Raw genomic sequence first — 26,175 nt, 5'->3', positions numbered from 1 at the left:
TGAGTAAATAACTCAAATCAAGGTTCGCCCAGACATGCAAATTGACTTTATGCGATACGTGCTGGCAGTCACAGTGGTCGCTGGCTTGTTGTTTCTCTCAGGCTGGGTGCTATTGCCCTTCATGGCCGCAGGTGTATGGGCCGCAATGATTGTGGTGGCAACCTGGCCATTATTGCTCGCCCTACAAAAGCTGCTCGGTGGTAGCAGGATGCTGGCGACGTTGATCATGACACTGGCGATCGTCCTGCTACTGATTGTGCCGCTATGGCTTGCGATTACCGCAGTCATAGAGCATAGCGACTCGGTCTCGGCTTGGGTCAAAGGTGTGATTGCCCAGGGGCTGCCGCCGGCACCGGATTGGGTCAGTGCCCTGCCTGTGCTAGGTAGCCGGATCGCGGATACCTGGAACGACCTTGCGGCACACGGCACTAGTGAACTGTTTCAGGAATATGTTGGGCCTCACATGGCTCAGGCGGGCCAGTGGGTTTTGGGTCAGGTCGGTGGATTGGGTGGTGTCCTAATATCTTTTTTCCTGATGACTGCGTTGGCGGCAGTGATGTATTCGCAAGGCGAGGCAGGTGCTGAGCTAGCCCGCCGTGTCGGTGAGCGTCTTGGCGGTCCTAGTGGACGCGCAGCCGTGACGCTGACCGGTCAAGCGATTCGGAGTGTTGCGCTAGGGGTGTTTGTGACTGCGCTGGTGCAAAGCTTACTTGGAACTTTGGCATTAACCATTGTCGGCATTCCATACGCTGGCTTTTTAGGGGCGGTGATGTTGCTGTTGTGTGTGGCGCAAATTGGACCTTCGCCCGTGTTGGTGCCGTTGGTTATCTGGATGTTCTGGCAGGGTGAGTCGATGGGATGGTCGATATTTTTGGCAGTGGCCAGCACCGTAGTCATCATGCTCGACAATTTCTTGCGACCCTGGCTGATCCGTCGCGGCGCTGACCTGCCGCTATTGCTGGTTCTGTTGGGCGTGATTGGTGGCTTGTTGACCTTTGGGCTGATCGGCATCTTCGTGGGGCCAGTGGTATTGGCCGTGACTTACACGCTCATGATGGCGTGGCTCGCCCAGAGCAAGCCAGACCACCTCGATCCAGTCTAGATTAAAAATATTGTTGCCAAGCCCAAGAAAATAAAGAATCCCAGCGAATCGGTCGCAAACGTTAAAAGCACCGATGAACCCATGGCTGGGTCCTTACCAAGGCGTGATCGCACCATCGGAACCATCACGCCAACCATGGCTCCAACCAGCATATTGCCAATCATGGCTGCCATCATCACCAGCGCCACTGGCACGGAGCCCGAGATCCACCAAGCGAAGCCGCCCGCTGCCACACTGCCCATCGTGCCAACCAGCAATGTCACAACCAATTCGCGCTTGATCAGCTGCCAGGCATTTTGTGATGTGACTCTACCTACTGCCAAGGCCCGAATGATCAGAGTCATTGTCTGGTTGCCTGAGTTGCCACCGATGCCCGCCACGATTGACATCAGAAAGGCTAGAACCACGATATGGCTAACAGTATCTTCAAAGCGCGAAGCGACAAATGCTGCAGTGCCAGCCGTGCAAAGGTTCAGCAGCAGCCAGGGTGCCCGATTACGAATACCGCGAACAACAGGCGCGAAGATGTCTTCTTCCTGCATCCCGGCGCGCGACAGCGCTTGCTCATCCGAATCCTCTCGAATGACATCGACCACGTCAGCAATTGTCACGCGACCTATCAGTCTTCCTCGTCGATCAATGACTGGGGCCGATACCAGGTCATAGCGCTCAAATGCCTGAGCAGCCTCTGCATCAGCATCCATCGGGTCAAGCGTGAGATAGTCTGTGCTCATGACATCACGCACAGTGGCATCAGGGTCGCTCACCAGCAATGCCGAGAGCGACAGTGTGCCTAATAGCTTGTCGGTTCGGTCGACCACGAAGATTTGATCGGTGTGGTCTGGTAGTGCTTCTTGTCGACGCAGGTAACGCAACACGACTTCCAGGGACACATCGTCGCGTACGCGCACCATCTCGAAGTCCATAATGCCGCCCACGCTGTCCTCGGGGTAGCCCATGGCTTCGATCAGTTGCGCACGCTCCTTCGGCGTCAGTCCTTTCTGAACCTCAGCCACCACATCGGGAGGCAGGTTGGCGATCAGGTCCGCGATCTCGTCGGCATCCATGTTCTCGGTAGCGGCGACCAGATCAGCCCGATCCATGGTTTCAATGAGTGACTGTCTGACCCAGTCAGCCACTTCCAGTAATACGTCGGCATCAAACTCAGCCCGCACGAGTTGCCAGATCATCTGGCGGTCTTCTTTGGGGAGCGATTCAAGAATAAAAGCGATATCGGCTGGATGCAGCGAATTGACAAGAGCGCGCAGCTCGTTTTCATGCTGACGTTGCAGCATGCCTTCAATGAGCGGTGCGCGCTCGTCGCCGTCCTCTTGCTTGTGCACCAGGTGCTCAACCAATGCGTGACGACGCAACTGGTCCTGCACCCGAGCCAGAGCCAGTTGTGCGTCTTCGGGGTCGAGGCGCCTAGCGACCGCGTCTTCGACCTCGTGTGGATGATCTTCAGTCATGCTGCCTTGTCCCAACTTTCTCAAGCGTGGCGCTCAAACCAACGCTCAACGACTTTGACCCAAAAAGTGCCGCCTAGGGGTAGCAGTTCGTCATTAAAGTCATACGATCCATTGTGCAGCATGCAAGGACCCAAGCCGTGACCCGCGTCACGGTGGTCACCCATGCCGTTGCCAATCCAGAGATAGCATCCGGGAACTTTCTCTAGCATGAATGCAAAGTCCTCCGCACCCATGGTGGGTACCACACGAGCGTTGACATTGTCTGGGCCCACGATTTCTTTCATGACCTCGACACAAAAAGCAGTTTCCGCCTCGGAGTTAATGGTGGGCGGATAGTTGCGTCGGAAGGTCAGCTTGCCGTCGCAGCTCATGGCGCGGCAGGTGTGTTCGACAATTTCACCCAGACGGCGTTCAATCAGGTCAAGCGTCTCATTGCTAAAGGCTCGCACTGTGCCTAATAGTTGAGCCTCGGTGGGAATCACGTTCATGGCACTGCCGGCATGAAATTGGGTCACGCTAACCACACCCGCTTCGAGCGGATGACAGTTGCGGCTCACAATGGTTTGCAGCGCTTGAGCCACACTAACGCCAGCCATGATCGGATCGTGACCCAGATGTGGCATTCCGCCATGAGCACCTTTGCCGGTTATGTCAATCACAAATTCGTTGCTTGAGGCCATAATCGGGCCAGGCGTCACCCCAAACGTGCCGGCTGCCATACCTGGCCAGTTATGCATGCCAAACACGGCTTTCATTGGAAACATTTCAAATAGGCCGTCTTCTATCATGCGTTTCGCTCCAGCAGCGCCTTCCTCGGCTGGCTGGAAAATCAGGTACACCGTCCCCGCGAAATCACGGTGTTGTGAAAGATACCGAGCCGCATTCAGTAGCATGGCAGTGTGGCCATCATGCCCGCAGCCATGCATGGTACCGGGATGCCGGCTAGCGTGATCGAATGTGTTCAATTCTTGCATCGGTAAAGCATCCATATCGGCTCTCAAGCCAATCGCGGTGGCTTTTTCATGCGTTCGGCTGCCTTCGATGGTGCCGACCACGCCAGTGCCGCCCAAGCCCCGATGAACAGGGATGCCCCATTCGGTTAGCATTTTGGCAACTAAGTCAGAGGTCCGTTGTTCTTGATAGGCAAGTTCTGGATGCGCGTGAATATCACGCCTAACGGTTTTGATTTCTTCTTGCCATTGTAAAAAAGGTTCAAGCAATTTCATGAAATGCTCCGCCTAAAGTCGACTGCTATGTATTATGACGGCAAACCATCGTCTTAAAACAGTCACTTCTAAAAATCGCGCATACTTTGCATTGCCTCCAAGACAGTCTGCGCGGACGGTATGGGGGGAGTAAATTGAAGTTAACCGATAGTTACGCTTCTTTGGATCACTACAGTTCGCTCGTGCAATTGCTTGACGAGGCGATGAACACTAATCGGGACCGCGTTGCATTGGTCTCGCTCGGCGTGCAATTGACCTATGGTGAGTTAGATCGGCTATCACTTGCCTGGGCAGCTTGGTTGCAGTCTGAAGGAATAAAGCCTGGAGATCGAGTAGCCATCATGTTGCCCAACATGCTGGCTAGCCCGGTGACCCTAATTGGGACGCTTAGGGCAGGTTGTGTGGTTGTAAATGTCAATCCGCTCTACACAGCACGCGAGCTGCAGTCGCAACTCAGAGACAGTCGACCTGACGTCATTGTTTTGTTTGAGGCGTTTGCTGCGACCTTGCAGCAAGTGCCAGCCTCAGATCGACCTGGTCGCGTGGTGTTGGCCGCGGCTGGTGATTTGATGCCGCGGTTAAAAGGTGGATTGGTTAATTTTGTCGTGCGGCATGTGCAGCGCAAAGTGCCAGCTTGGAAACTAGATGGTGCCAGTCGGCTGCCCGAGGTCTTAAAGCTCGGAGCGAATGCCTCGTTTACCCCGGTGCAGATTACCCCTGAGCATCTGGCTTTTTTGCAATACACGGGCGGCACTACGGGTGAGCCACGTGCGGCGATGCTCAGTCACCGCAACGTCATAGCCAATATTTTGCAGGTGCATGAGATAGCTCAGCCAGCACTTGGTGATTTATTGCCTAAACCTCTGACGATGTTGACTGCGTTGCCGCTTTATCACGTGTTTGCGATGACTGTTTGCGAGCTTTATGCACTGTATGCCGGCATGCGGATTGTTTTGGTGATTAATCCCCGTGACTTGAAAGCATTGACCAAGATATGGCGCACCGAGAGGCCGCATATTTTTCCGGCCGTCAACACACTGTTTGCGGCGTTATTGCGTCATGAGCCATTCAAGCAGCTAGATTTTTCAAATTTGAGGATTTCGCTGGGTGGCGGGATGGCGATACATCAGCCAGTTGCTGAGCAATGGCAGCGGTTGACAGGACGCACGATTGTGGAGGGCTATGGCATGTCTGAGACGTCACCGGTCATCTGCGCTAATCGAACCGATGCCACGAGCTTTACGGGTACCGTGGGCTTTCCTTTGCCCGGGACTGAGGTCAAGATTCTTGACGATGACAGGCAGCCTGTGGCTGATGGTCAGCCTGGCGAGATCGCAGTCAGGGGACCGCAAGTGATGCTGGGCTACTGGCAAGCGCCAGAAGCGACATCGCAAGCCATGACGGCTGACGGATATCTGCTCACGGGCGATATTGGTGTGCGTGAGCCGAGTGGCCAAGTAAGGATCGTAGATCGCAAAAAAGACATGATTCTGGTCTCAGGGTTTAACGTTTATCCTGCCGAGATCGATGCTGTGTTCGCCAGCCACCCGGATGTAACCGAGTGTGCGGCTGTAGGGGTGCCTGACGGTGAGGGCGGGGAGGCCATCAAGTTGTTTGTGGTGCCGGCCAAGTCAAACGTGGATACAACGGCCATGCAGGCATGGGCGCGCGAGCGTTTGACGGGCTATAAGCGACCTCGAGAAATCGTGTTGGTGCAGTCACTGCCTAAAAATACGGTTGGCAAAACTTTGCGCAGGATGCTGCGCGATCAATGAACGCCTACAAGCCCGGCGCCTCGTTCATGTGGGGCAGGATTAGGTCCAGAAGCGCCGATTCAATACCAGGCGCGCAAGCCAAGAGCCTGCCGCGTGCTGGCCAGCTAGCCTGAAGATCATAGGGATCATTGACACTGGCACCGGCTTCGCGGGCGATCACTGTGCCAGCGGCGACGTCCCAGCTTTGAATACCTTGTTCCCAATAGGCATCGACTCGGCCAGCCGCCAGCCAGCACAGGTCAAGTGCGGCCGACCCTTGACGGCGAATGCCTCTGGTGTTCAGTACGAGATCTTTGAGTGCCGCGAGGTACTGATCCAGATATTCAAAGGTACGCACTGGGATGCCGGTCGCAACTAGTGCCTGGCTGATGTCTGTCACGTTTGATCGGCTGATCCGATGTCCATTTAGCCAGACACCCACGCCCTGCAGTGCGCTGAAAAGCTCCTCGCGGCTCGGGTCGTAAACAACACCGACAATTGGTTGATCGCTGGTCAACGTGTTGCCCACCGAGTCGGGTGCGTTAGCATGAGCCACCAAACCGATCGAAACAGCATAATGTTCCAAGCCATGCAAATAGTTGGTAGTGCCGTCGAGCGGGTCGACAAACCAGGTTGCTTGTTCTCCGCGTGAGCCGCCTGATTCTTCACCAATGATGCCTAGTTCAGGAGTTTCGGCGCGCAAGATCTCAATAATCGCTTGCTCTGCCTCACGATCAGCCTGGGAGACGAGGTCATTGCGGCCTTTCTGATCAATAACAAGGTGCGTGCGTGAGAGTCGGTGGCTCTGCAGCACTGCCGCTGCGGCATGGCATGCGCGTACAGCTACCTCAAGATATTTGGCGTAGGGCAACATAGGGTCAAGCTCCAGTTAACTTGGTGAGTTACCCTAATGTTAAAGCGCTAATGTTTCACGTCACAGACTGTTTTGATGCAGCCTACCTGTTAAATGCCAAAATGAATCGATACCTTGTTGATGCTTCTGCTCATGCGAACCATGTGATTGTTGTGGGTAGTGGTATTTGCGGATCTACGGTAGCGGCAATGCTGGCCCAAAGCGGGCTTAAAGTCACAGTCATTGACGCCGTGGCGGCACACAAGGGTCATATTGCTGCAGCCTTAACGCCGGTGATTTCCAGTGACGACAATCCACGATCGAGATTGTCTCGTTTGGGGGCGAGGCTTGCCGATCGCTATTGGCGCGACCTTCAGGCGGAAACTGGCGTGCGGTTTGGCTCTGCCTGCGGGGCACTGCAGTTGCAACGTCCCGATGGGTCCAAGCGTGCCCAGGATCTCAAGGCACAAGCCGAAGTCTTTGCTCAACCGCACTGGGCGCGTTGGGTCGAGCGTGACCAAGCCAGTGAGTTGGCTGCAATTGAATTGCCGCGAGGTGGCATTTGGTATCCGGGTGGTTGGCTAATTCAAGTGCCCGAGCTCATTGGCTTATTGCAAGCGACCCCTGGTGTTCAGATGATGTTTTGTGAGGTCAACAGCATCGAGCGAGCTGGCCAAGGTTGGCTCGTCAAGGACGTAAAGGGAAATCCCCTTGCGCAGGGGGATGCGGTCGTATTGGCCAATGCAGGTGATGTAACCGGGTTGCTGAAGCGTTCAGGTTTTGAGCAGGCAGTGTCTGCCTGTAGCCGGTTGGCGGCGCTTCATCGTTTGGCTGGTGAAATCACTTTGTTGCCTGCTGATCGACTGCGCGGTGGCCCTAGCTGTATTGTCGGAGGCGATGGCTATGTTTTACCCGCTATTGACGGTTGGTGCGTGAGCGGCGGTACCTATGTGCGTGGCGCTCAGCGCGCCGAGTGCACGGAGATGGGCATACGAACCAACATTGACCGAGCAGGTCAACTATTGGGCTTGAGTCCTGAGATCGATCGATACCAGAACCTGCCAGGCTGGGCTGGCTGGCGAGCAGTATTGCCAGGGAGATTGCCCGCGATTGGGCAAATACCCTCTATGCCCAAGCTCTGGGTCTTCACCGCAAACGCATCACGTGGTTTGACTTGGTCCGTTTTAGGGGCGATGTTGATTCGCGACGCTCTGACTGGTCAAAAAATCAGCATCGGTGAACTTGATCAGCGAATGTTGTCTGCTATTGAGCCGTGAGAACCCCTATTTTTACTGACAAACCAAAATATCGATCGTCACTGGTTTTTTTGGGGGTTTTAGTGGGTAAGGGGTGGAGATTTCAGGGTTGCCGATCCCGGGCATACCGGGTTTTACCCGCATTTTTGGGGTTAAACCAAGGGTCCGAGTTTATAAAAACCGATAAATCCGTCAAAATAGAGGTTTTGCCGTTGGACCCAACCCTCTTCTTATGAATCTTGATTCACTCAAACTTGTCCAGAGTAGCCCAGCTAAAGTGACCTTTGATGCGGGCGCTGGATTCAGGCTGGTGGTAGAACCGCATGCGCCTGGGGTGTTCCGTGTAAGACTTGGCGCGGCAGATGCTGTGGCGCATGATCTTCCAGTGTCCGGACGGGCCAAAGTCCATGCTGACATGTTAATCGCCCGCGCAGAGGCTATCAGTGAGGCCGAAACTCGGGTCTCTGATGACGGTTCGTGTTGGGAGGTGTGCCAGGGCGAGACGATCTTGCAAATCGGCAAGCAAGCTTTCGGTCTGAATGTAGTCAAAAACTCAGAGCCGCTGATGGCATTAACGCCTGATGGTATCGGTCATGATGATGGCCGTTGGGCGTTTGGCGTAGCGTTATCTGGCGACGATACCGTCTACGGCTTGGGCTACACCGAGATGGATTTAAATCGACGTGGTGAGTATGTGGTCTCTGACGATCCGTTGCATCAGGCGCTACCACTTGCGTGGAGCCCCAAAGGGTGGGGCTTGTATGTCAACACGATTGGTCGCGTTGACCATGATGTGGCTGAATCAGACTCTGGCGTCTACGAGATACATGCCCAAGCGCATGTGCTTGATTTGTTTTTGTTTACTGGCGAACCTAGCGAGATACTAAATCAATACACTGCCATCACTGGCCGTGCCGGACAGGTTTCTTTGTGGGCGATGGGCGCTTGGCTAAAACAATCGCCTGGCACTTCTTTAACGCAGGTCATCGAGCAAGTTGAGGGTTTGCGCTCCAATGGCATAGCCATAGATAACGTGATGTTGTGCCCACCCATGGCTTGGCGCCTGCAGGAGTCCAAGCTTGCGATCGACTGGGACAGTGACCGGTTTCCCGACCCAAAGCAGGTGCTAGATCTCTTTGCAGCCAAGTCCATCCAGATCGCATTGCCGGCTTTGCCCGCTGTCTTGACCGGCACGCCGACATTTGAGGAGCTCGAGGACCGTGGTTGGCTTTTGGCTAGCGACAGTGGTGACGCATACGTTTGCAAAGGTAATGAGGCTACTGCAGGGCAGGATTTTGCCCTGCTTGACCTAACCCACAAGGATGTTTATCGACAGTGGGTAGAGCGTCATCGACAGTTGGCTGACGACGGTGTGGCGGCTGTGGTTTGTGACGTACAGTTCGATTTCCCCGATGACGTTACTTGTCGAGGTGCTGAATCCGGCGCCATGTTGCGCACTTTATATCCCATGCTGGCACGGCAGGCTTTATACGAAGCTTGCGCTGGTCACAAAGTGCCACCGGAGGGGTTAGTGCTCACCCACGATTTGGTACCGGCCGGACAGAGATACCCATGGCAGGCCTGCAAGCAAACAGAATTCTCATGGGCAGGCATGCGCCAAAGTATCCGTGCTGCATTATCCGTTGGGGCGAGTGGTCTACCTCTTCAGATGCATGCGCTAGGCGATGAGGCTTCCAACGACGTGGACCCTCAGTTGTATCTACGCTGGTTGGCAGCTTGTGTGTTTTCTGGGAATTTTCAATTTGAAAGTATTGCGCAACTTCGAAAGCTGCAGGATACACATCAGGAGTTGCTTGCGCACTGGATGCAGTGGCGTTATCGCCTGATTCCTTATGTGTTAGGTGCTATGGAGGATGCTGCACGTACTGGTCTTCCAATTGAGCGTGGGATGGCTATGTGCTTTCCGCAGGATCGAGAGGCCCATCGCTGGGATACGCAATTCATGTGTGGTCCCGCACTGCTGGTGGCACCGATCACCGAACCTGGTAACAAAGTGCAGGTGTATTTACCTGAGTCAGAAGGCTGGTGGGATTTAAGCACTGGATGGCGGTACGATGGTGGGCAGACGCTTGAAATCGATGCTGGCCTAGACATGATTCCAGTGTTCGGTCGTGAAGGACATATGTTGTGTCTTGGTCCAGCCACACGCAGTACGGCCGAGTTCAACTCCGCCAAACTGCTCGATGAAGTCTGGATGTTCGGTATGCCAATTCACAACCCTGTGGTCATGCGTAACAAGATTCGCGTTATGCAAATGCAAGGGTCTAGCTACATCAAAGGACTAGAGGGCTTGAAGATCCTGCCTTCAGAGGGTCTCGAGGTTAAACGCCGAGGCGCTGAAGTCCGCATTTCTCGGGCACGATAGGTTCCTGATCTATTCATGATGAGCAAAGGGCACTTTTTACGAACTGCCCCGTTTGTTGTTTTGGGTGTCGTTTTGTTTTTGTTGCCTCTCAGGCTTTGGGCAGGTGATCTGATTGAGTCGCGTGCCTACTTCAAAGACCCGACCGGCAAACTGACATTTAACGAAATTCGCGATCTGCCTTTTACACCCTACACAGGTATTCTGACAGCCGGTTTTACCCAGTCGGTATATTGGATTCGTTTACGCATCGATCCAGCCTTGGCAGATAGTCGGTCTGCAGTCGTGCCTGCAGGTGGTTTCCCTCCGGCAATTCATGATCAAAGTGACCGATCAGATGAATGGGTATTGAGGGTGCGTCCGCCTTTTTTGGATCGGATCGAACTTTTTGATCCGCTTGAGCCAGATAGACTTCGCCGTGTGACCGGTAACATCACGCCATGGCTGGACAGCGAATTTAGATCGCTTAACCACGCCTTTGTCATTCCCCGCTCCAATGAACCTCGTGATGTCTGGCTTAGGGTGTCAGCCACAAGCACCATGTTGGTTGGTGTGGATGTGTTGCCGTATGGTGAGATGCGGGCGATAGAGAAACGCCAGGAGATACTGAACGCACTCGATCTTGCGTTAGCACTGTTTTTTATTATCTGGGCAGCGTTCTTGTTTGCGGTGCGATCCGATCGTTTGGTGGGCGCGTTTTTATTAGTGGCTGTGGCGTCGTTTTTTTACGCATCCAATTACGTGGGTTACTACCGTATATTCCTTGGCGAGATTTTTTCTGCGGCTTGGCTAGACAGGGCACACTCTTTTTTGTTGATGCTGATGCTGGCTGCTTACATGTTGTTTAACCGGCGGATTTTGGCAGACTATAGCCCCCGGCCATGGATGATGCGCGTCCTACTGCCGGTTCAGTACTATTTCGTGTTGGGTGGTCTTTTGCTGCTCTCAGGGTATGAGACGGTGGCATTGTCGATCAATACAGTGATTGCGATATTTGGACAGGCATGGATTTGTTTGATATTGCTGTGTGGCCTTAAATCTACTGATCAGAGAGTTCAACGCAAACCATTGCTGCCGCGTGTCTGGGTCTTGACATACAGCTTGATCCTGCTTTTTTTGTTTGGCGGCTTGGCCCTGCCAGCGCTTGGGTGGATCGAGGCAACACAGACATCGCTGTACCGTTCAATCATCCAGGGAACGGTACCATTTTCATTGATGGCGGCAATTGTGCATCTACGGAACCGGCGACTTGAAAAGGAGCAGCAACTGCAGGTGGCTAGAGCAGAGCAAGCGGCGGCTGCGGAGAAACGTCGACGCGAGGAAAGCGAGCAATTTTTGGCGATGCTGACCCATGAAATCCGAACGCCCCTGACAGTCATGGCTTACGCCGCTAAAACTGATTTGCCAGATGGGCAACTTGGGGAGCACGTTAAATCTGGAATTCGGGAAATTGATGAGTTGATTGAACGCTGTGTGCAGGCCGATCGTGTTGATCAGGCCAGTTTGCAAGTTGTGCTGAGCAAGGCCACGGTTCAGGCTGTTTTTCACTCATCGAGGGCACGATTCAGTGAGGATCGGGTTCAGTGGCAAATTGAACCCCCGCCAGATGCTCTAGTTAGCACCGACATCACCTTATTTGAGGTGGTTCTCAATAATCTCATTGATAATGCTCTCAAATATGCGCCTGCTGATGCGACTGTCAAAGTGGACGTGTTGTTCAGCAATAACAGTACGAAACAAGGGTTGCTGGTTCGTGTCAGTAACCCACCAGGCCCGGCCGGATTTCCAGACCCAACCCGGCTGTTTCAAAAGTACTATCGCGCGCCACGGGCTCATATCAAAACCGGCTCCGGCCTAGGGCTCTACGTCGCTCGTTCATTTGCCCACAGGTTGGGTGGGCAATTGGATTACCATCCAACCAACGGATTAGTGTTGTTTGAGCTATGGCTGCCAATTTAAATGTGTTGATTGTTGAAGACCATGATCGGCTGCGGGAGATCTTGGTACGGCATCTCGTGCAACATGGGTGTCAAGCCGTTGGTGTTTCAGATGCGGAAGGGTTGCAAGACGCGATGTCTCGACAATCATTTGATGCCGTGGTGCTTGATCTGAATTTGCCTGACGAAGACGGATTGAGTATCGCGCAACGATTGAGAACGGCGAGTCCTGACTTATTTATCGTAATGATGACGGCACGCAACAGTACGGCAGACCGAGTGGCTGGATACAAGAGCGGCGCTGATGTCTATATCTCCAAGCCATCGTCAGGTGAAGAACTGTTGGCTGCGATTGATAGCTGGAGACGTCGTACGGACGCAAAGCGGCTTGCTGAACCGCGTGTGTACCTGAACGTACAAGCCCGCGAGTTAACAGGCAACGGGACAGTGCCACTAAGTGCAGTGGAAACGAGAGTTTTACAAGGTCTGGCTCTAGCGCCAGGGCTCAAGCTTGAGTATTTCAGGCTGATGGAGTTAATTGATCACGATCTAGACGCCAAAGGCAAGGCGAGTCTGGAGGTCTGTATGGCGCGTCTTCGCAAAAAGCTGACCCAAGCCGGATTCCCTGCGCCAGCGATCAAATCGATTCGTAACGACGGTTATCAGCTTATTGATGTGTTGCTGATGGTTTGAGAGCCTTATCGTCAAATGCACGCCGGTTAGTTGCTGCTTCTGGTCTTGGATGCCAGGCCAATTGATCGATGCAATCGAGTCTCGAGTCTTTCTTCATTCATGTCGATCACCATTTGGTAATGATCGACGACAAATGACAAGGCGCTTTAGACGCATCTCATGTTAGAAACACGTCGCCCCCCTTCAGACGCATGTCATGTTGGAATGGGCTCTGATTTGACATGGGTTGGGTATCAGTACATAATAGCGGGCTTCGGGGTCGGTAGCTCAGTTGGTAGAGCAGCGGACTTTTAATCCGTTGGTCCCGGGTTCGAGTCCCGGCCGACCCACCAGTAAATAAATCCCAGTCAGCGAGAGTTGGCTGGGATTTTTGGCTTTTGCCCCCTCTGATTAGGCTAGCTGCAGTCGCAGCGCTTTGACGCCCGATAGTGTTTTCGAGGATTTCGCAGCTTGCCTTGCGTGCCAGAGGTCGTAGGCAGTCTGTTGGTCTAGCCAGACTTCGGCAGCACCACCGTTATCTCGACCAAGCCAACGCTCTATGCGCAATGCCATTGCAGGACTAATTGATGCACGACCATTCACCACCTTGGACAAGGTGGTGCGGTCAACGCCCAACTGCGATGCAGCTTCGCCCACGGTTAGCTCCAGGGCAGGAAGAATGTCATCGCGCAATGTTAGTCCTGGGTGAGGGGGGTTAAACATGGTATTCATACGTACCTCAATGATAGTCCTGGTAATCGACAAGCACGGCATCATCGTTTTCAAATGTAAAAGTCAAACGCCAATTTCCATTGACACTGACCGACCAATGTCCAGCTAGCGAGCCTTTTAATGAATGCAAATTCCATCCGGGACGATTCATGTCTTCGCCTCTCCTCGCAGCGTGCAGAGCAGATAACTGACGAGCTAGCCTAGGAGCATGCACTGCTTGTATACCTGCTCTAGATCCGGTTTTAAAGAACCGTTCGATGCCTTTGTGCTTGAAACTTTTGATCATGAATAATTGTAGCCTGTAACGCTACACACATCAATCTTACCTGTTTGTGCTTTTCGTGCGGCATTCATTTAAGGTGCAATATCCTTGACTGGTATTCCCTGCTCAGCAAAAATCAGACTAGCCATTGATCTGACTTGAAAGGTAAACATGATCAAGATCTCGAAAAGTGGTGGGAAGCCCGGTTCGGTCACGCCTTCGACTGCCTTACTCAATCAGAGGCTCGATACCGCACAAACACCTCGCATGCTGACACCGTTAGAGATCGAATTGCTGCGTAAAAGCAAGCGTGAAATGGCAGCGCGTTTCAAAGAGTTGTCAAACGGTTAAGTCGTTTTTTACTTACACACTTTGCCACACACCGCGTCAAGAGTAATTTAATCTATTGAAATAGAAGCTTTAATTTCACTATTCTCTACTTTTAATCCGTTGGTCCCGGGTTCGAGTCCCGGCCGACCCACCATACGTATCAAATAACTTAGCCCAGCTCACAAGGTTGGGCTTTGTTGTTTCTAGGATGCTGGTGCCACTTATCAGGCGTGCTGGGTACGCAAGAACTCGATGTTTGTTTGCCAAAGTTAGCGCTCAAGATCACATACAACGCCACTTGCCTGGGTGCTCGGATGCGTAGGGTCGTGGTTGAACCGATCAGCGCCGTGCTGAGTTGGCGGGGTTTTTATGTGCGAGCTGATTAAGTATCGCCGGGCTCCATCACGTTGCTAGTAATGGGCACAGCTTGATCTTTTGTAGTTCTTTTTGCAAAGCTCGCTTTGCTAGTTCCGTATCAAAACGTGCTTGTCCGCGAAGCCACCAACCATCACTTAGTCCAAAGTATCTGCATAGCCGTAAGTCGGTATCTGCCGTAATCGCCCGGCGCCCCGATACGATTTCACTGATTCGCCCTGGAGGAACCCCTATTTCTTTCGCAAGCCGATATTTTGTTATGCCAAGCGGCTTCAAAAACTCTTCTTGCAGCATTTCGCCAGGGGAAATAGGGTCAATTCGTTTCACTTCCGTTCCTTACTCTAGTGGTAGTCCACAATTTCAGCATCATAAGCACCGTCGGCAGCCCACCGGAAACACAATCGCCATTGATCGTTTATTCGGATGCTGTATTGACCTTTTCTGCTTCCTCTTAACGCTTCTAGTCGGTTGCCTGGCGGAATTCTCAAGTCGTCAATCCGTTCAGACCACTCGAGTTGCTCAAGCTTTCTCAAGGCTTGCCGTTCAAATGATGCCCATCCCTTTACGGAGTAACCAGAGAATAGCCGTTGGGTTTTTGCACATTTGAAGGTCTTGATCGGCATAAGTAATAGTAACGTTAAGCGTATATGTACGTCAAGCAGACATATTTGATAAGCATACTTGTTTAGGTTGATGTGTCAGCGAATCATCACAAGGCGAGGAGTATAAAGCTAGTCTTCGGACTTGGCGCTCCGATTCGGTAGTGTTGACCATAGGGTTCATTCAAATTTGTCTTGACATGCCGTGGCGTACAAGATGGTGCTTGCCTGATGGCTACGACAATGAGCGTGTCAAGGATGATCACAAGCATATCGTTAACATAGCGATGCCTTAAGGGTTCACGACAGTAGAACAGTTAATGGCCGACTTCTTGGCAGGCGTTGAAGGGGTTAATCATGCAAAAGGCAAGTAAGGTTACGGTGCACGTCAGCAACATTTCTGACATGGGCAGGCGTTTTACAAACGCTTGGAATCGAGCGGCGTCGGGCAAAAAAGTCAATGAAACACACGTCACCTTTCTAGATCTTCAAACCTTGCTTGAGACACTTTCATTGCGTCGTCTCGAATTGCTCAAATATGTGCATCAGCATGGTGCGGAGAATGTGAAGCAACTTGCAGCTGCGCTGAACCGTGACTACAAAAACGTCCACCAAGATGTTTCGGTGCTCGAGTCCGCTGGCCTGCTACTGCGCGATGGCCGCAGGTTTTCAGCGCCATGGATTGAACTAAGCGCCAGTGTGTCTTTGATGGCATCGTAGTAACGAATGGTTTATCAGGCTGGCTGCCTTCGAATCTGTGGAGCCTTGTTGATAAAGATAGGCGATGTTTACTGTGTTGCAGCAATTTGTAGAGTCAAGGAGCAAAGATGGCAAAGATCTCGAAATATGGTGGGAAGACCGGTTCGATCACGCCTTCGACTGCCTTACTCAATCAGAGGCTTGATACCTACAAACACCTCGGACGCCGACACTATTCGAGATAGAATTGCTTCGAAAGAGCAAACGAGAAATGGCAGCCCGTTTCAAATTGTTATCGAATAGTTGAACCACTTTTTGTTTACACACTTTGCCATACACCGCGGTAAGGGTGATTTAACCCGTTGAAATGTATGGTTTAATTTTCACATCTCTAGCTAGCGTTCTTTGAGTGCGACACGCGTCAACCTGCCATGTCCAAACTAAAGTCTTATCCGGAATTCTGCTCAGGCCTCGATTTGTCAACATAGTGATGCTGACCCACTTTGAGTGAATCCAAGGTTAGCTGATGGCGCGTTAATATCGAATGCCGGCTATTAATTAGTCCACCACTAATTTTTCGTGGAGTCCGTTTTGTCTGAATCAACTTTGCCTCATGTTGCACTGGTGACCGGTGGCGCCAAACGTCTCGGTCGGCAAATCGCTTTAGACTTGGCTCGCGCTGGTTGGGATGTAGCCATTCATTACAGCAGTTCCCGTAAAGAGGCCGAACATACAGCTGCTGAGATACAAAATTTGGGACGCCGTACCTGCCTGATTGCCGCCGATTTGGCTAACCAAGTCGATGTCAACCGCGTCATCGGTCAATGTGCCAGCACACTGGGAGAGCCGAGCTGTTTGGTCAATAATGCTTCGCTGTTCGAATATGACAACGCCAGCAGCTTTACTTATGAACAGCTACAACGGCACATGGCCATTAATGTTGCTGCGGCAATTTCACTGACCCATGCTTTGCATCAACTTCGGGTAGAGAGCCGATATGCTTTCCCCCAACCAGCCGTTGCCATTAACTTACTTGATCAAAAGTTAATCAATCCTAACCCTGACTTCTTGTCCTACACCCTCTCCAAGGCAGCGCTGCTTGAAGCCACCCGCTTACTGGCGCAAGCATTGGCGCCGCAAACCCGGGTGGTGGGTCTTGGGCCTGGCATCACGCTCGTTTCAGGCGATCAAACCGATGAGTCCTTTGTTCAGGCCCATCAACAAACACCCTTGGGCCGATCATCAACACCGTCCGATATTGGTGCGGCCGTCGTATACCTCGCTAGCGCGCATGCCATCACAGGCACAACGCTTTACGTTGATGGCGGGCAACACTTGCAGCCGTCGGATCGTGATGTCATGTTTTTAACCGGGTAGGCTCAAGCGCCTGCTCTTTACTGATAGGTCACATCATGCAGTTAGCTGAATTTTTAGATATGCCGATAACAACCGTTCGGCGCATATTTTTACGTAATATTGCAATCAACATGAACATTGGCGTTCACGCCTTCGAAAAACAAGCCCCCCAAAGGGTTATCGTCAATGTCGATCTATACGTTTCACTCAAAAAGACCACACCCAGAGCCGATGAATTGACCGAAGTGCTCGACTACGATTTTGTGCGCGAAACAATTACAGATATTGTCTCCAAGGGTCATATCCAACTGCAAGAAACCCTCTGCGATGAACTCGTCAATCGGCTGCTTCAACATGACTTGGTTCTCGGTGCCCGGGTCTCCACCGAGAAGCCTGACGTCTATGACGATTGTGAGGGCGTTGGTGTTGAAGTCTTCGCCACTCGAGCACGGGCGGTGCCTTCATCGGATTAGTCAGGGTCAATATCAGCGAAAACTTTCCCCTCAAAATGGTTCAACACACTCATCAAGCGAAAAGTGCTCGACAGGAGTGGCAATGAGCCGGGCAGCCATCCTGCTGGACCTACCTCAGAAACGCGCTCCAAACAGCTCACGTTGACTAGGATTTTTCACCTCGCCGTGCGGCGTTCCGGTTGGATCCTTGACGAGACGGTTCGGGCGAAATGCGATGCCAACAATCTCGGTTTGGTGGATATCTATATGGCTATATCTGGCACCCATACGTAACCGTCCCGATCCGTTAGGTAGGTTTCCCGAACACCATGCCGCTTGTCTTGGGCCTCACTTAAAACGGTATAGCCAAATTCCGCAGCTCGACTTTCGGCTTCGTCAGGATCCAGTCCGTGTAGCCTAATCTCTATCCCACAGCCGCGGTTGCCGTTTGCAGACAATAATTTAGCCATGGGGTGCTGGTCATAGCAGTGGTCGGCATGCAACATCCACTGTGTTTGGTGCACCTGCATGACAGCAAAATCAGGGTCCGTATAGATCGCGTGGGCTTGAAGCACTGATTTTGCAAACCGTACCGACTCGTCAACGTCTTTAACGATCAAGTTTAATGAGAGCCCGCAGAGGGTCTTCGCGTAGTCTTTCGCGCTCATCCAGGGATCACCCGTGCGTAATTTCATGCTTGTTTCCCGTCAATTTCATTGTCCTGGCGGTAGATTCAGAAGAGTGAGAGCAGAAATGCTATGCCTTGACCTGTGCGTTTACGATAAATCGAATCCGGTAACTTGGGTGCGTAAGCTCACCTTGCATTGGCTGGGGCTCCCTGGATAAATAGTGTTAACGCTCTTTTTTGTTTATGGCACTGGACTTAACCCACCATCAACGTTGATGGCAACGCCGGTGACATAAGAAGCTGCGTCTGATGCCAGAAAGCATGCGACGTTGGCAAATTCTTCTGCTTGGCCAATGCGTCCCATGGGGAGTGGTTTGCCACGCATTGCAACATATTCATCAAATGGCATGTCAGGATTGTCTCGTTGGTGATACCCCACCCATTGCTCGGACATGATCTGCCCCACACACAGTGCGTTGACCAAGATGTTCTCCGGTGCAAACTCTCCGGCCATCACCTTGGTCATGGCAATACCGGCAGCTCGGCTCATCGTGGTTGGGGCGGTTCCCGCTGCAGGCGCTTTAGCGCCAATGTTGACTACGTTGATAATCCGCCCCCATTTTTGAGCCTTCATGGAGGGTACAGCCAATTGAACGAGCCTGAGGGCTGATTTGACCTTCATGTCAAAATCGGCCTGCAGCTTGTCGATGCTCAAAGTATCTATAGGATGTCTTGCGGATGCTCCAGCGTTGTTTACAAGGATATCGACTTTCCCGAACTCAGCCTGCACCAATTTCCATGTGGCTTCAATTTGAGCGATGTCGCTTACATCACAGGAATAACCTCTGATTTTTTTGCCGGTTTGTTTCGCAATGCTTGCTGACACCTCGTCAAGCAGTGCTTGACGGCGAGCTAATAAAACGACATCAGCGCCAGAAGCGGCAAAACGCTCGGCCATGGCTTTACCCAGACCTTGGCTGCCACCCGTAATCAATGCGACCCTATTTTCCAGTGAAATATGCATCTGTATCGCTCCCCTAGGTTCTTCGTTGCTACTTTGTTTGTCGGCGTGGCTTTGCAAATACCACGCCGTTGTATAGGCTAATAAAAATTTTTGTTTTACAGGGCATCGCGGTAAGGCAAGTTTGAATTCCCTGCGATTTGTGTTGCAGTGTAGTTCAGACGCGCACGTTTTTGATTATTTGGAACCCATACATCATGAGCATTCATACCTATACTGGTCGCGCAGCTTTTTTGGAGTTGTTGATCCAAGAGGGCGTCACCCATCTTTTTGGTAATCCGGGCACCACCGAGTTGCCACTTATGGAAGTTGTTCCCCAGTATCCGCAATTGAAATACGTGCTGGGTCTGCAAGAAAGTATTGTGTTGGGCATGGCTGACGGTTTTTCGCGGGCAACCGGCCGTCTCACAGCGTGTAATTTGCACTGTGCGCCTGGCCTGGGCCATGCAATGGGGGCGCTCTACACGGCAAAGTTCAATAATTCGCCGATTATCGTAACGGCGGGGCAATATGAGCAAGGTTATGGATTGACAGAACCCCTGCTATACGAGCCGCTGGTCCGTCTGGCTGATCCATTGGTCAAGTGGGCCGTGGAAGTTGAGCGGGCCGAAGACTTGCCACGTATAGTCCATCGAGCAGCCAAGATTGCACTCACTCCCCCGTGTGGTCCAGTCTTCATCAGTTTGCCAGGTAGCATTCTCGATGAAACGGTTGAAATGGATTTGGGTCAGCCAACTGCTGTTCATAGTCGTACAAGACCCAATGAACAATGGCTTGAGCTATTGGCCAATCGCTTGCGGCAGGCAAAACGTCCAGTGATTTTGGCGGGCCAAGAGTTGGCGCGCTATGACTGTTTTGAACAGGCAGGCAAACTTGCTGAGTTAATCGGAGCCCCGGTTTATCTTGAGTCGGTACCCTATAACACTCGCTTCCCGGCCAATCATCCAGCCAACATGGGCGACATCACGCGTAATCAACATAAGGTGCGCGAGACTTTGTCAGCCTATGATTTGCTGATTTGTTTAGGGGGTGATTTACTTCGAATGTCTCCCAAGGCTGATGTTGAGCCACTGCCTGATGGCATGCCGGTTGTGCACATTACCGAACGTGACTGGGAGCTCGGTAAAAATTATCCGACTGAAATTGCAGTGCATGCCAATGTGGCAGACACCTTGCAGGCACTGCTGCCGATACTACAAGGACAGTTGACTAGCTCGGAAATCGAAGAGGCGAGTCGTCGGCTCGCCAGTGCCCAAACGAATAATTGGCAGAGTAATCGTCAACGATTTGTGTCAGCGATTCAGCAGCGTGCTGATCAGCAACCGACCCAGCCTGATTACGCCGTTTGGCAAGTAGTGCAAGCATTACCCGATAATGTCATCGTTGTTGATGAGACCTTGACGACCAATCCAGCCTTAAACAAGTTGTACCCAGCTAACGACTCATTAGCGTTTTTTGGTCTCACTAGCGGCGGCTTAGGGTTTGGAATGGCCGGTGCGGTTGGCGTTGCGCTAGGTCAGCCTGATCGACCTGTGGTGGCGACCATCGGCGATGGCAGCTCGCTCTACAGTATTCAAAGCCTTTGGACTGCAGCACACTTCAAACTTCCGATTACGTATGTCATTTTTAATAATCGAAGCTACCGTATTATTAAAGACCGCCTCCAAGCTATGCGCCACACGGATCAGTTTGTTGCGATGGACATGACAGACCCGGCGGTCGATTTTGTCAATATTGCGAATGGATTTGGCATTGATGCCGTTCGCGTGGAAAATGGTGTCGACATTAGACCCGCCATCGAGAAGGCCATTGCTAGTGGCAAACCAAATCTTGTTGAAGTTGTGATCGACAATGGTTATTGAGTAGTCAACCTCAGTCCTTGATTGCTTTGAGGTTTGTCTTCACATCAATCAGGGCTGGCCCCGACTGACTGCGGATGTGATCTCTGGCCTGACTGATTATCTCTCTGATTTGATGCTGGGTTTCGATGCGCCAGGCGGGCATCCCATAGCTTTTAGCCATCGCCACAAAATCGGGATTAAAGAGACTGGTGCCAGATATTCGCCCAGGGTAGTGTTGTTCCTGATGTTTGCGGATGGAGCCGTAAGTCCCGTTTGATGACACGACCATCAGAACCGGCAGCTTTCGTTCAACGGCAAGAATCATTTCCTGACCAGTCATGAGCATGCCACCATCACCGACCATGCAGACAATTTCGCGAGTTGGGTCACGTAAGGCACATGCCATGGCGGCTGGTGTCCCGTAGCCCATTGCACCTGAAAGTGGTGACATGAGTCGTCTGCCCGGCGTGAAAGGCACATGACGATATACGGGTGCAGCGAATGTGCCAGCATCAAGGCAGATCGTCAGGTTTTTATCGGCCATATCGCTGATGGCTTTGACAACTTCAGCGAATTCAACACCATCATCACGTTGCTCAAACGAGGGCCACTCCATGTATTGCTCGCGAAACGTTTGCCAGCTTTGCAGCCAGGTGGGGTCAGTGCTGACTTGCTTTGGTCCCTCCGCAGCTAGACTGCCCGCCAAGTCGATGGGGTCACAAACGAGCGGGAAGTCAGCTGCCGTATCCCAGCCGACGATCCGACTATCCGGGTGTGCATGCAAAAACGTTTGCTTTGTCCTGGCATAGGTGGGAAAAGCGTAGTTTTGCGTGGTTATATCGCCAAGTCGGGTGCCCAATGCCAGCAAAAGATCGGTCTGTTCGAGTAGGGCCATTTGCTCTGGCGGGTTAGCCAGACCCATGTTGCCGCCGTATAACGGATGCGTGTTATCAAATAGATCCTGGCGTCGAAATGTGACAACCACAGGGATGTTGAAGGACTCTGCAAAAGATTGCAAGGCTTGTCGACCGCCTGGCTGTTCGAACACACCCCCAGCCAAAATTAAGGGGCGTTTCGCATTGGCGAGCGCCTGCCTGACCTCGGAGAGGGTGTTCGCTGCCGGTGTGCCGGTGACTGAGCGAACAAAGGGTGCAGGATTTTTTGCAACGGGCTGTTGTTGGATATCTTCTGGCAATACGATAACCACTGGACCTGGTGTGCCCGACGTTGCCACCCGCACAGCCTTGGCAGCTGTTTCTCCAAGTTGTTCTGGGTGACGACATTCAAATACCCATTTTGCGATGCCACCAAACATCTTTTGGTAGTCTATTTCTTGGAATGCTTCCCGCCTGAGGTCTTTTTCGGCGATTTGTCCGATTAATAGAATAAAGGGAATGGCATCTTGTTGTGCTGTATGTACAGCAATGGCAGCATTCGATGCGCCAGGCCCTCGACTAACCAACGCTACACCGGGAAGGTTGGTAAGACGCCCATCCGCGATCGCCATAAATGCAGCGCCTGCTTCGTGTCGGCAGGTCACAACATCTAACTTTGGGAAATCCACCATGGCATCCAGTATGCCAAGGTAACTCTCCCCAGGTACTAGAAAAGCTCTGTCTATACCGGCCTGGTGCAGGGCGTTTATCAAGGCGTGACTTGAGGTGTAGTTATGCTGCATGTTGACTGAATTCCCGGGGTTCTTTGGTGCTTATTCAACGTTGATTGGCATTACTTGATGCTGGCGTGTTCGGCCAAACGACCATTTGGGTGGATATTTATCTGTCAGGTCATGCGTATGCTTGGGTCACTCGCCGAATCGACGACGTTATTCACCATCCAGAAAAAGACTCACCGATTTGGTTATGTCGCCCATGCAAGCGCAAGGGTATGACGCCGTATCGCGTAAGGCAGCAGTGAGGATATGCCAACGGCGTCGCTCGGGGGATTTGCATTTTGAAAGGCGGGCTTCGCATTTGCTTACACGGGGATTACCCCAGTAATCACCGGCTGTTCTGAATAGTAGTATTCGGTTGTTTTATCAAGCAAAAAACTGTCGAGCTATCAACTGAAAAATAGCCGATAAGCGATTTGTGATTTGTTAACGCTAGGGTTGCGTAATGCAGCCGCACAACACACGGGAGAGGCAATATGACACTTAACAAGAAACTGCTAGCGTCGGCTTTAGCCATGACTTTTACAGCGGTTGGTTTTTCTGCATCTGCGGCCAATGTTGATGGCCCAGAGGTCGAATGGCGCTACTCCATGTGGGGCAATCCGCGTGCATTCACGGCTGGAATTGAACACCTGGCCAAGCGCGTCAGTGAAGAAACCGGTGGCAAATTTACCATCACGATTGGTTACGGTGAACAGTTTTCAAAAGCGCGTGAAAACCTTGATGCAATCAAGTTAGGTGCCGTAGACGGTGCTTCTTTTTGCAACTTTTATCACCCAGGTAAAAACCCAGCATTCATGGTGTTCTCGCTGCCATTCCTGCCGCTTGGTGATTGGGATGTGAACAAGCAGGCCCGTATGAAATTGCATGAGCACCCCGCGTTAGTTGCGGATATGGATCGCTGGAATGCCATGGTTTACGCTGCTGCGATGATGCCTCAGTATGAGTTCCTGGGTAACGGCAAGCCACCTAAGAACCTTGAAGACTGGAAAGGTATGCGTGTGCGCGCCGGCGGTGGTATTGGTGATGCCATGGAAAAGTTAGGTGCTATTAAGACCACGACGACGGCTACCGAGGTTTACACGTCAATGCAACGTGGCTCTATGGACGCTGCCTCGTTCCCTTACACCTACGCTCAAGCGGCCTACAAGATTCCTGAGGTGTCGAAGTGGTACACCACCAATATGTCACCTGGTACTTCCTCTTGCCCCACGGTCTTTAGCAAAACCTCTTATGAGAAGCTGCCCCCGCAGTACAAAAAATTGCTTGAGGACTTGAAGCCTGAGGTCTATGACGTTCAGATCAAGGCATATCAGGACATCGACAAGGTCAATTTGCCAAAGTTTGCGGCGACTCTCGAGGGAATTGTCTACACACCGGAACAGCTCGAACAGTTCCGCGCTGTGGCCGCTAAACCCGTGTGGGATGAGTGGGTTGCTGAAAACAAGGATAAGTTTGATGGTCAAGAGCTCATTAACATCATCCTTGAGACTGCCAAGCAGAAGAACTAAGCAGTAGTGACTGATAGATCGTTATAAAACCTAAGAATGCAAACAAACCGTAAGGGTTAGCCCTTCGGTTTGTTTGCATCAAAAATAAGCAGCAAACATTATGCAAACACACACGCCCCCGATACCGGCTGATGCGCCGGCCGGTTTGGTATTCGCCGATAAATGGCTCTCCAAAATTGAGGATGCCGCTGCAATATTGGCAGCCATCTGCATCTTTTTTCTTATGTTGCTCGGCATCACACAAGTCCTTGGCCGACAGTTATTCAACATGCCATTACCGGGCTACATCGATTTTGTTGAGTTGTCGATGGTGACGTTTGCGTTTCTGGCGGTGGCGTATTGTCAGCGTCTGGGCGGTCATGTACGCATGGATCTTTTTGTGCGGATGGCTCACGGCAGAGCGCGCTGGATTTTGGAGTTTGTCACGACGACTGCGCCGATCTTTTTGGTGTTGATATTGATTTATTTCGGCTGGACTCACTTTCTGCGCGCTTATCAGTTCGGTGACAGCACAATCGATATGGAGATTCCAACCTGGCCCTCGAAAATCGTGGTGCCGATTTCATTTGCCATTCTATTGCTTCGTCTGATTGTGCAATCGATCGGTTACGGCAGATTGGTGATTCACCCTGATTCAGCGCCTGTGGCGGTTCCACTCATCCTCACAGAAAAAGACATCGCTGAAAAAGAAATTGAAGATGCAGCAGGGGGGAGCCGGTCATGAGCAGCTTTGATATTGGAATCATCGGTGTCGTATCACTGATCGTACTGGTGTTCATGGGCATGCGGGTGTTTTTTGCAGCCGCCTTGGTCGGGACTGTCGGACTTGTGGCGATCATTGGCTGGGAGTCTGGGCTTGGGATGGTTGGGACGATTCCTCACTCCAAAGCCGTGACTTACACGCTTAGTGTGTTGCCGATGTTTATCTTGATCGGTTTCCTGGCTTTCCACGCAGGCATTACCGAAGCCTTGTTTGATGCCGGGCGTAAATGGTTGGGATGGTTGCCGGGTGGCCTTGCGGTTGCGACGGTCATGGCTGCCACAGGGTTCGCTGCAGTTTCAGGCGCCAGTACGGCAACGGCGGCAGTGTTTGCGCGAGTGGCTATCCCTGACATGTTGAAGTACGGCTACAGCCGGCAACTAGCAGCCGGGGTTGTGGCGGCTGGCGGAACTCTGGCGACGCTAATTCCGCCTAGTGCCATTTTGGTGATTTACGCCATTATTGTCGAAGAGTCGGTCGGAGCTTTGCTGGTGGCAGGATTTTTACCAGGCATTGTGTCGGCTCTCATCTACGTGCTTTTGATTGTAGGGATGGCAGCAATTTGGCCAGATCTTGGCAAGCCGATTAAAGGGTTTACATGGGGCGAGCGCATGAAGTCGCTGCCTGGTACGTTCCCCATCTTCCTGGTCATCATGATCATTTTTACGGCTATGTACGAGGGTTGGGCAACCCCAACTGAAGCCGGAGCTTTGGGTGCCGCGGTTGTGTTTGTGATGGCCCTGATCAAAGGCATGAAGTACAACAACCTGAAAGATGCGTTGATGGAGACGGCCAAACTCTCCGTGATGATCTTCTCAATTATTTGGGGTGTCTTGGTCTTCGTGCGTTTCTTGGGTTTTGCGGGACTGCCAGATGCATTCGCCAAGTGGGTGGTCGATCTCCCCTATGAGCCCATCTACATCATTATCGGTATCCTGCTCTTCTACGCTGTTTTGGGCATGTTCATGGATGCCATTGGCATGCTGCTGTTGACCCTGCCTGTGGTCTACCCGGCTGTTATTGGTCTTGGATATGATCCGATTTGGTTTGGCATTATCGTGGTCAAGATGGCCGAGATTTGTTTGATTACACCGCCAATTGGCTTGAACTGTTTTGTGGTGAATGGAGTCAGGCCGGACATACCACTAAGTACTGTATTCAAGGGAGTGGGTCCGTTCTTTGTGGCTGACGTAGCAACGATTGCATTGTTGCTGGCTTTCCCAGAAATCGTCACTTGGTTGCCCAGTCTCATGATGGGCGGCTAGATCTGTAGCCCAAAGCAGAT

24 protein-coding genes and 1 tRNA gene are annotated in these 26,175 nt (G+C 52.0%); 15 read left to right on the top strand and 10 right to left on the bottom strand.

The genetic code is table 11. The features are described from left to right. Positions 1-34 precede the first annotated feature (34 nt). The gene (ydiK, locus tag DHf2319_RS10440) at positions 35-1,102 is read left to right on the top strand and encodes an AI-2E family transporter YdiK (protein ID WP_243478153.1); all 1,068 of its coding nucleotides are present in this window, start codon (positions 35-37) and stop codon (positions 1,100-1,102) included. On the opposite strand, the gene mgtE is transcribed toward ydiK, so the two are convergent. After that, entirely contained in the window at positions 1,099-2,571 is a 1,473-nt protein-coding gene (gene mgtE, locus DHf2319_RS10435; protein WP_243478151.1) for a magnesium transporter, read from the bottom strand. The two genes, ydiK and mgtE, sit on opposite strands and share 4 nt — an antisense overlap. A 20-nt stretch (positions 2,572-2,591) precedes the next feature. After that, positions 2,592-3,797: a M20 aminoacylase family protein gene (locus tag DHf2319_RS10430; RefSeq protein ID WP_243478149.1), complete on the bottom strand. Its 1,206-nt coding sequence runs from the start codon at positions 3,795-3,797 to the stop codon at positions 2,592-2,594. 134 nt (positions 3,798-3,931) lie between these two features. Between DHf2319_RS10430 and DHf2319_RS10425 the strand changes: the two genes are divergently transcribed. Further along, the gene (locus tag DHf2319_RS10425) at positions 3,932-5,572 is read left to right on the top strand and encodes an AMP-binding protein (RefSeq protein ID WP_243478148.1); all 1,641 of its coding nucleotides are present in this window, start codon (positions 3,932-3,934) and stop codon (positions 5,570-5,572) included. A gap of 4 nt (positions 5,573-5,576) precedes the next feature. Here DHf2319_RS10425 and DHf2319_RS10420 read toward each other — a convergent pair whose 3' ends face one another. Continuing rightward, entirely contained in the window at positions 5,577-6,425 is an 849-nt protein-coding gene (locus tag DHf2319_RS10420) for an inositol monophosphatase family protein (RefSeq protein ID WP_243478147.1), read from the bottom strand. A gap of 50 nt (positions 6,426-6,475) precedes the next feature. Here DHf2319_RS10420 and DHf2319_RS10415 point away from each other — a divergent pair, with 50 nt between their 5' ends. The 5 genes from DHf2319_RS10415 to DHf2319_RS10395 all read left to right on the top strand — a co-directional run bounded on the left by DHf2319_RS10415 (position 6,476) and on the right by DHf2319_RS10395 (position 13,005). Next, positions 6,476-7,681, top strand: a complete 1,206-nt coding sequence (locus DHf2319_RS10415; protein WP_243478146.1) for an FAD-dependent oxidoreductase — start codon at positions 6,476-6,478, stop codon at positions 7,679-7,681. A 211-nt stretch (positions 7,682-7,892) separates the two neighbouring features. Beyond that, positions 7,893-10,046 (top strand): glycoside hydrolase family 31 protein, encoded by a 2,154-nt coding sequence (locus tag DHf2319_RS10410; RefSeq protein ID WP_243478145.1) that lies wholly within the window; start codon positions 7,893-7,895, stop codon positions 10,044-10,046. Positions 10,047-10,061: 15 nt separating this feature from the next. Continuing rightward, entirely contained in the window at positions 10,062-12,002 is a 1,941-nt protein-coding gene (locus DHf2319_RS10405) for a sensor histidine kinase (protein WP_243478144.1), read from the top strand. Next, entirely contained in the window at positions 11,987-12,673 is a 687-nt protein-coding gene (locus DHf2319_RS10400; RefSeq protein ID WP_243478143.1) for a response regulator transcription factor, read from the top strand. The genes DHf2319_RS10405 and DHf2319_RS10400 overlap by 16 nt, the downstream gene beginning before the upstream one ends. A gap of 256 nt (positions 12,674-12,929) precedes the next feature. Next, a tRNA-Lys gene (locus DHf2319_RS10395) sits at positions 12,930-13,005 on the top strand. Positions 13,006-13,063: 58 nt separating this feature from the next. On the opposite strand, the gene DHf2319_RS10390 is transcribed toward DHf2319_RS10395, so the two are convergent. Both DHf2319_RS10390 and DHf2319_RS10385 read right to left on the bottom strand, forming a co-directional pair. After that, complete coding sequence (locus tag DHf2319_RS10390; RefSeq protein WP_369810185.1) at positions 13,064-13,375, bottom strand: HigA family addiction module antitoxin; 312 nt, start codon at positions 13,373-13,375, stop codon at positions 13,064-13,066. A 16-nt stretch (positions 13,376-13,391) separates the two neighbouring features. Then, on the bottom strand, positions 13,392-13,670 hold the full coding sequence (locus DHf2319_RS10385; RefSeq protein ID WP_243478141.1) for a type II toxin-antitoxin system RelE/ParE family toxin: 279 nt from the start codon (positions 13,668-13,670) through the stop codon (positions 13,392-13,394). 147 nt (positions 13,671-13,817) lie between these two features. Between DHf2319_RS10385 and DHf2319_RS10380 the strand changes: the two genes are divergently transcribed. Next, a complete protein-coding gene (locus DHf2319_RS10380; protein WP_243478140.1) occupies positions 13,818-13,997 on the top strand; it encodes a hypothetical protein in 180 nt (59 codons plus the stop codon). A gap of 381 nt (positions 13,998-14,378) precedes the next feature. Here the strand turns inward: DHf2319_RS10380 and DHf2319_RS10375 are convergent, their stop codons facing one another. Both DHf2319_RS10375 and DHf2319_RS10370 read right to left on the bottom strand, forming a co-directional pair. Then, the gene (locus DHf2319_RS10375; protein WP_243478139.1) at positions 14,379-14,678 is read right to left on the bottom strand and encodes a HigA family addiction module antitoxin; all 300 of its coding nucleotides are present in this window, start codon (positions 14,676-14,678) and stop codon (positions 14,379-14,381) included. Positions 14,679-14,692: 14 nt separating this feature from the next. Then, the gene (locus DHf2319_RS10370; protein ID WP_243478138.1) at positions 14,693-14,974 is read right to left on the bottom strand and encodes a type II toxin-antitoxin system RelE/ParE family toxin; all 282 of its coding nucleotides are present in this window, start codon (positions 14,972-14,974) and stop codon (positions 14,693-14,695) included. Between the two features lie 333 nt (positions 14,975-15,307). Here DHf2319_RS10370 and DHf2319_RS10365 point away from each other — a divergent pair, with 333 nt between their 5' ends. From DHf2319_RS10365 to DHf2319_RS10355, 3 genes are all read left to right on the top strand, one after another. Continuing rightward, positions 15,308-15,670, top strand: coding sequence for an HVO_A0114 family putative DNA-binding protein (locus DHf2319_RS10365; protein ID WP_243478137.1), 363 nt, complete (start codon positions 15,308-15,310; stop codon positions 15,668-15,670). A gap of 570 nt (positions 15,671-16,240) precedes the next feature. After that, positions 16,241-17,026, top strand: a complete 786-nt coding sequence (locus DHf2319_RS10360) for an SDR family oxidoreductase (RefSeq protein WP_243478136.1) — start codon at positions 16,241-16,243, stop codon at positions 17,024-17,026. 35 nt (positions 17,027-17,061) lie between these two features. Next, entirely contained in the window at positions 17,062-17,478 is a 417-nt protein-coding gene (locus DHf2319_RS10355; protein ID WP_243478135.1) for a dihydroneopterin aldolase, read from the top strand. Between the two features lie 242 nt (positions 17,479-17,720). Here DHf2319_RS10355 and DHf2319_RS10350 read toward each other — a convergent pair whose 3' ends face one another. Further along, positions 17,721-18,152: a VOC family protein gene (locus tag DHf2319_RS10350; protein ID WP_243478134.1), complete on the bottom strand. Its 432-nt coding sequence runs from the start codon at positions 18,150-18,152 to the stop codon at positions 17,721-17,723. A 174-nt stretch (positions 18,153-18,326) separates the two neighbouring features. Beyond that, on the bottom strand, positions 18,327-19,109 hold the full coding sequence (locus tag DHf2319_RS10345; protein ID WP_243478133.1) for an SDR family NAD(P)-dependent oxidoreductase: 783 nt from the start codon (positions 19,107-19,109) through the stop codon (positions 18,327-18,329). 194 nt (positions 19,110-19,303) lie between these two features. Here DHf2319_RS10345 and DHf2319_RS10340 point away from each other — a divergent pair, with 194 nt between their 5' ends. Further along, the gene (locus DHf2319_RS10340) at positions 19,304-20,968 is read left to right on the top strand and encodes a thiamine pyrophosphate-binding protein (RefSeq protein ID WP_243478132.1); all 1,665 of its coding nucleotides are present in this window, start codon (positions 19,304-19,306) and stop codon (positions 20,966-20,968) included. A gap of 10 nt (positions 20,969-20,978) precedes the next feature. Here the strand turns inward: DHf2319_RS10340 and DHf2319_RS10335 are convergent, their stop codons facing one another. Beyond that, positions 20,979-22,625 carry a thiamine pyrophosphate-dependent enzyme gene (locus tag DHf2319_RS10335; protein ID WP_243478131.1) on the bottom strand — a complete coding sequence of 549 codons (1,647 nt, stop codon included), beginning with the start codon at positions 22,623-22,625 and terminating at the stop codon, positions 20,979-20,981. A gap of 470 nt (positions 22,626-23,095) precedes the next feature. Here DHf2319_RS10335 and dctP point away from each other — a divergent pair, with 470 nt between their 5' ends. The 3 genes from dctP (at position 23,096) to DHf2319_RS10320 (ending at position 26,155) form a co-directional block, all read left to right on the top strand. Continuing rightward, positions 23,096-24,130 carry a TRAP transporter substrate-binding protein DctP gene (gene dctP, locus DHf2319_RS10330; RefSeq protein WP_243478130.1) on the top strand — a complete coding sequence of 345 codons (1,035 nt, stop codon included), beginning with the start codon at positions 23,096-23,098 and terminating at the stop codon, positions 24,128-24,130. Positions 24,131-24,230: 100 nt separating this feature from the next. Next, entirely contained in the window at positions 24,231-24,854 is a 624-nt protein-coding gene (locus DHf2319_RS10325) for a TRAP transporter small permease (RefSeq protein WP_243478129.1), read from the top strand. Further along, positions 24,851-26,155 (top strand): TRAP transporter large permease, encoded by a 1,305-nt coding sequence (locus DHf2319_RS10320; RefSeq protein ID WP_243478128.1) that lies wholly within the window; start codon positions 24,851-24,853, stop codon positions 26,153-26,155. Before DHf2319_RS10325 ends, DHf2319_RS10320 begins: the two co-directional genes overlap by 4 nt. The last annotated feature ends 20 nt before the right edge of the window (positions 26,156-26,175 follow it).

Source organism: Orrella daihaiensis, assembly GCF_022811525.1.
In the GTDB taxonomy this organism is placed as follows: domain Bacteria; phylum Pseudomonadota; class Gammaproteobacteria; order Burkholderiales; family Burkholderiaceae_B; genus Algicoccus; species Algicoccus daihaiensis.
This window is presented reverse-complemented; position numbering and strand designations above follow the sequence as displayed.

Bases quoted from the DNA above. Each gene is read 5' to 3' on its own strand.
- DHf2319_RS10345 (WP_243478133.1), bottom strand. From the start codon at position 19,109: ATGCATATTTCACTGGAAAATAGGGTCGCATTGATTACGGGTGGCAGC.
- dctP (WP_243478130.1), top strand. From the start codon at position 23,096: ATGACACTTAACAAGAAACTGCTAGCGTCGGCTTTAGCCATGACTTTT.
- DHf2319_RS10415 (WP_243478146.1), top strand. From the start codon at position 6,476: ATGTTTCACGTCACAGACTGTTTTGATGCAGCCTACCTGTTAAATGCC.
- DHf2319_RS10380 (WP_243478140.1), top strand. From the start codon at position 13,818: ATGATCAAGATCTCGAAAAGTGGTGGGAAGCCCGGTTCGGTCACGCCT.
- DHf2319_RS10400 (WP_243478143.1), top strand. From the start codon at position 11,987: ATGGCTGCCAATTTAAATGTGTTGATTGTTGAAGACCATGATCGGCTG.
- DHf2319_RS10420 (WP_243478147.1), bottom strand. From the start codon at position 6,425: ATGTTGCCCTACGCCAAATATCTTGAGGTAGCTGTACGCGCATGCCAT.
- DHf2319_RS10335 (WP_243478131.1), bottom strand. From the start codon at position 22,625: ATGCAGCATAACTACACCTCAAGTCACGCCTTGATAAACGCCCTGCAC.
- DHf2319_RS10385 (WP_243478141.1), bottom strand. From the start codon at position 13,670: ATGATCAAAAGTTTCAAGCACAAAGGCATCGAACGGTTCTTTAAAACC.
- DHf2319_RS10405 (WP_243478144.1), top strand. From the start codon at position 10,062: ATGATGAGCAAAGGGCACTTTTTACGAACTGCCCCGTTTGTTGTTTTG.
- DHf2319_RS10355 (WP_243478135.1), top strand. From the start codon at position 17,062: ATGCAGTTAGCTGAATTTTTAGATATGCCGATAACAACCGTTCGGCGC.
- mgtE (WP_243478151.1), bottom strand. From the start codon at position 2,571: ATGACTGAAGATCATCCACACGAGGTCGAAGACGCGGTCGCTAGGCGC.
- DHf2319_RS10365 (WP_243478137.1), top strand. From the start codon at position 15,308: ATGCAAAAGGCAAGTAAGGTTACGGTGCACGTCAGCAACATTTCTGAC.
- DHf2319_RS10390 (WP_369810185.1), bottom strand. From the start codon at position 13,375: ATGTTTAACCCCCCTCACCCAGGACTAACATTGCGCGATGACATTCTT.
- DHf2319_RS10430 (WP_243478149.1), bottom strand. From the start codon at position 3,797: ATGAAATTGCTTGAACCTTTTTTACAATGGCAAGAAGAAATCAAAACC.
- DHf2319_RS10370 (WP_243478138.1), bottom strand. From the start codon at position 14,974: ATGCCGATCAAGACCTTCAAATGTGCAAAAACCCAACGGCTATTCTCT.
- DHf2319_RS10340 (WP_243478132.1), top strand. From the start codon at position 19,304: ATGAGCATTCATACCTATACTGGTCGCGCAGCTTTTTTGGAGTTGTTG.
- DHf2319_RS10410 (WP_243478145.1), top strand. From the start codon at position 7,893: ATGAATCTTGATTCACTCAAACTTGTCCAGAGTAGCCCAGCTAAAGTG.
- DHf2319_RS10350 (WP_243478134.1), bottom strand. From the start codon at position 18,152: ATGAAATTACGCACGGGTGATCCCTGGATGAGCGCGAAAGACTACGCG.
- DHf2319_RS10320 (WP_243478128.1), top strand. From the start codon at position 24,851: ATGAGCAGCTTTGATATTGGAATCATCGGTGTCGTATCACTGATCGTA.
- ydiK (WP_243478153.1), top strand. From the start codon at position 35: ATGCAAATTGACTTTATGCGATACGTGCTGGCAGTCACAGTGGTCGCT.
- DHf2319_RS10325 (WP_243478129.1), top strand. From the start codon at position 24,231: ATGCAAACACACACGCCCCCGATACCGGCTGATGCGCCGGCCGGTTTG.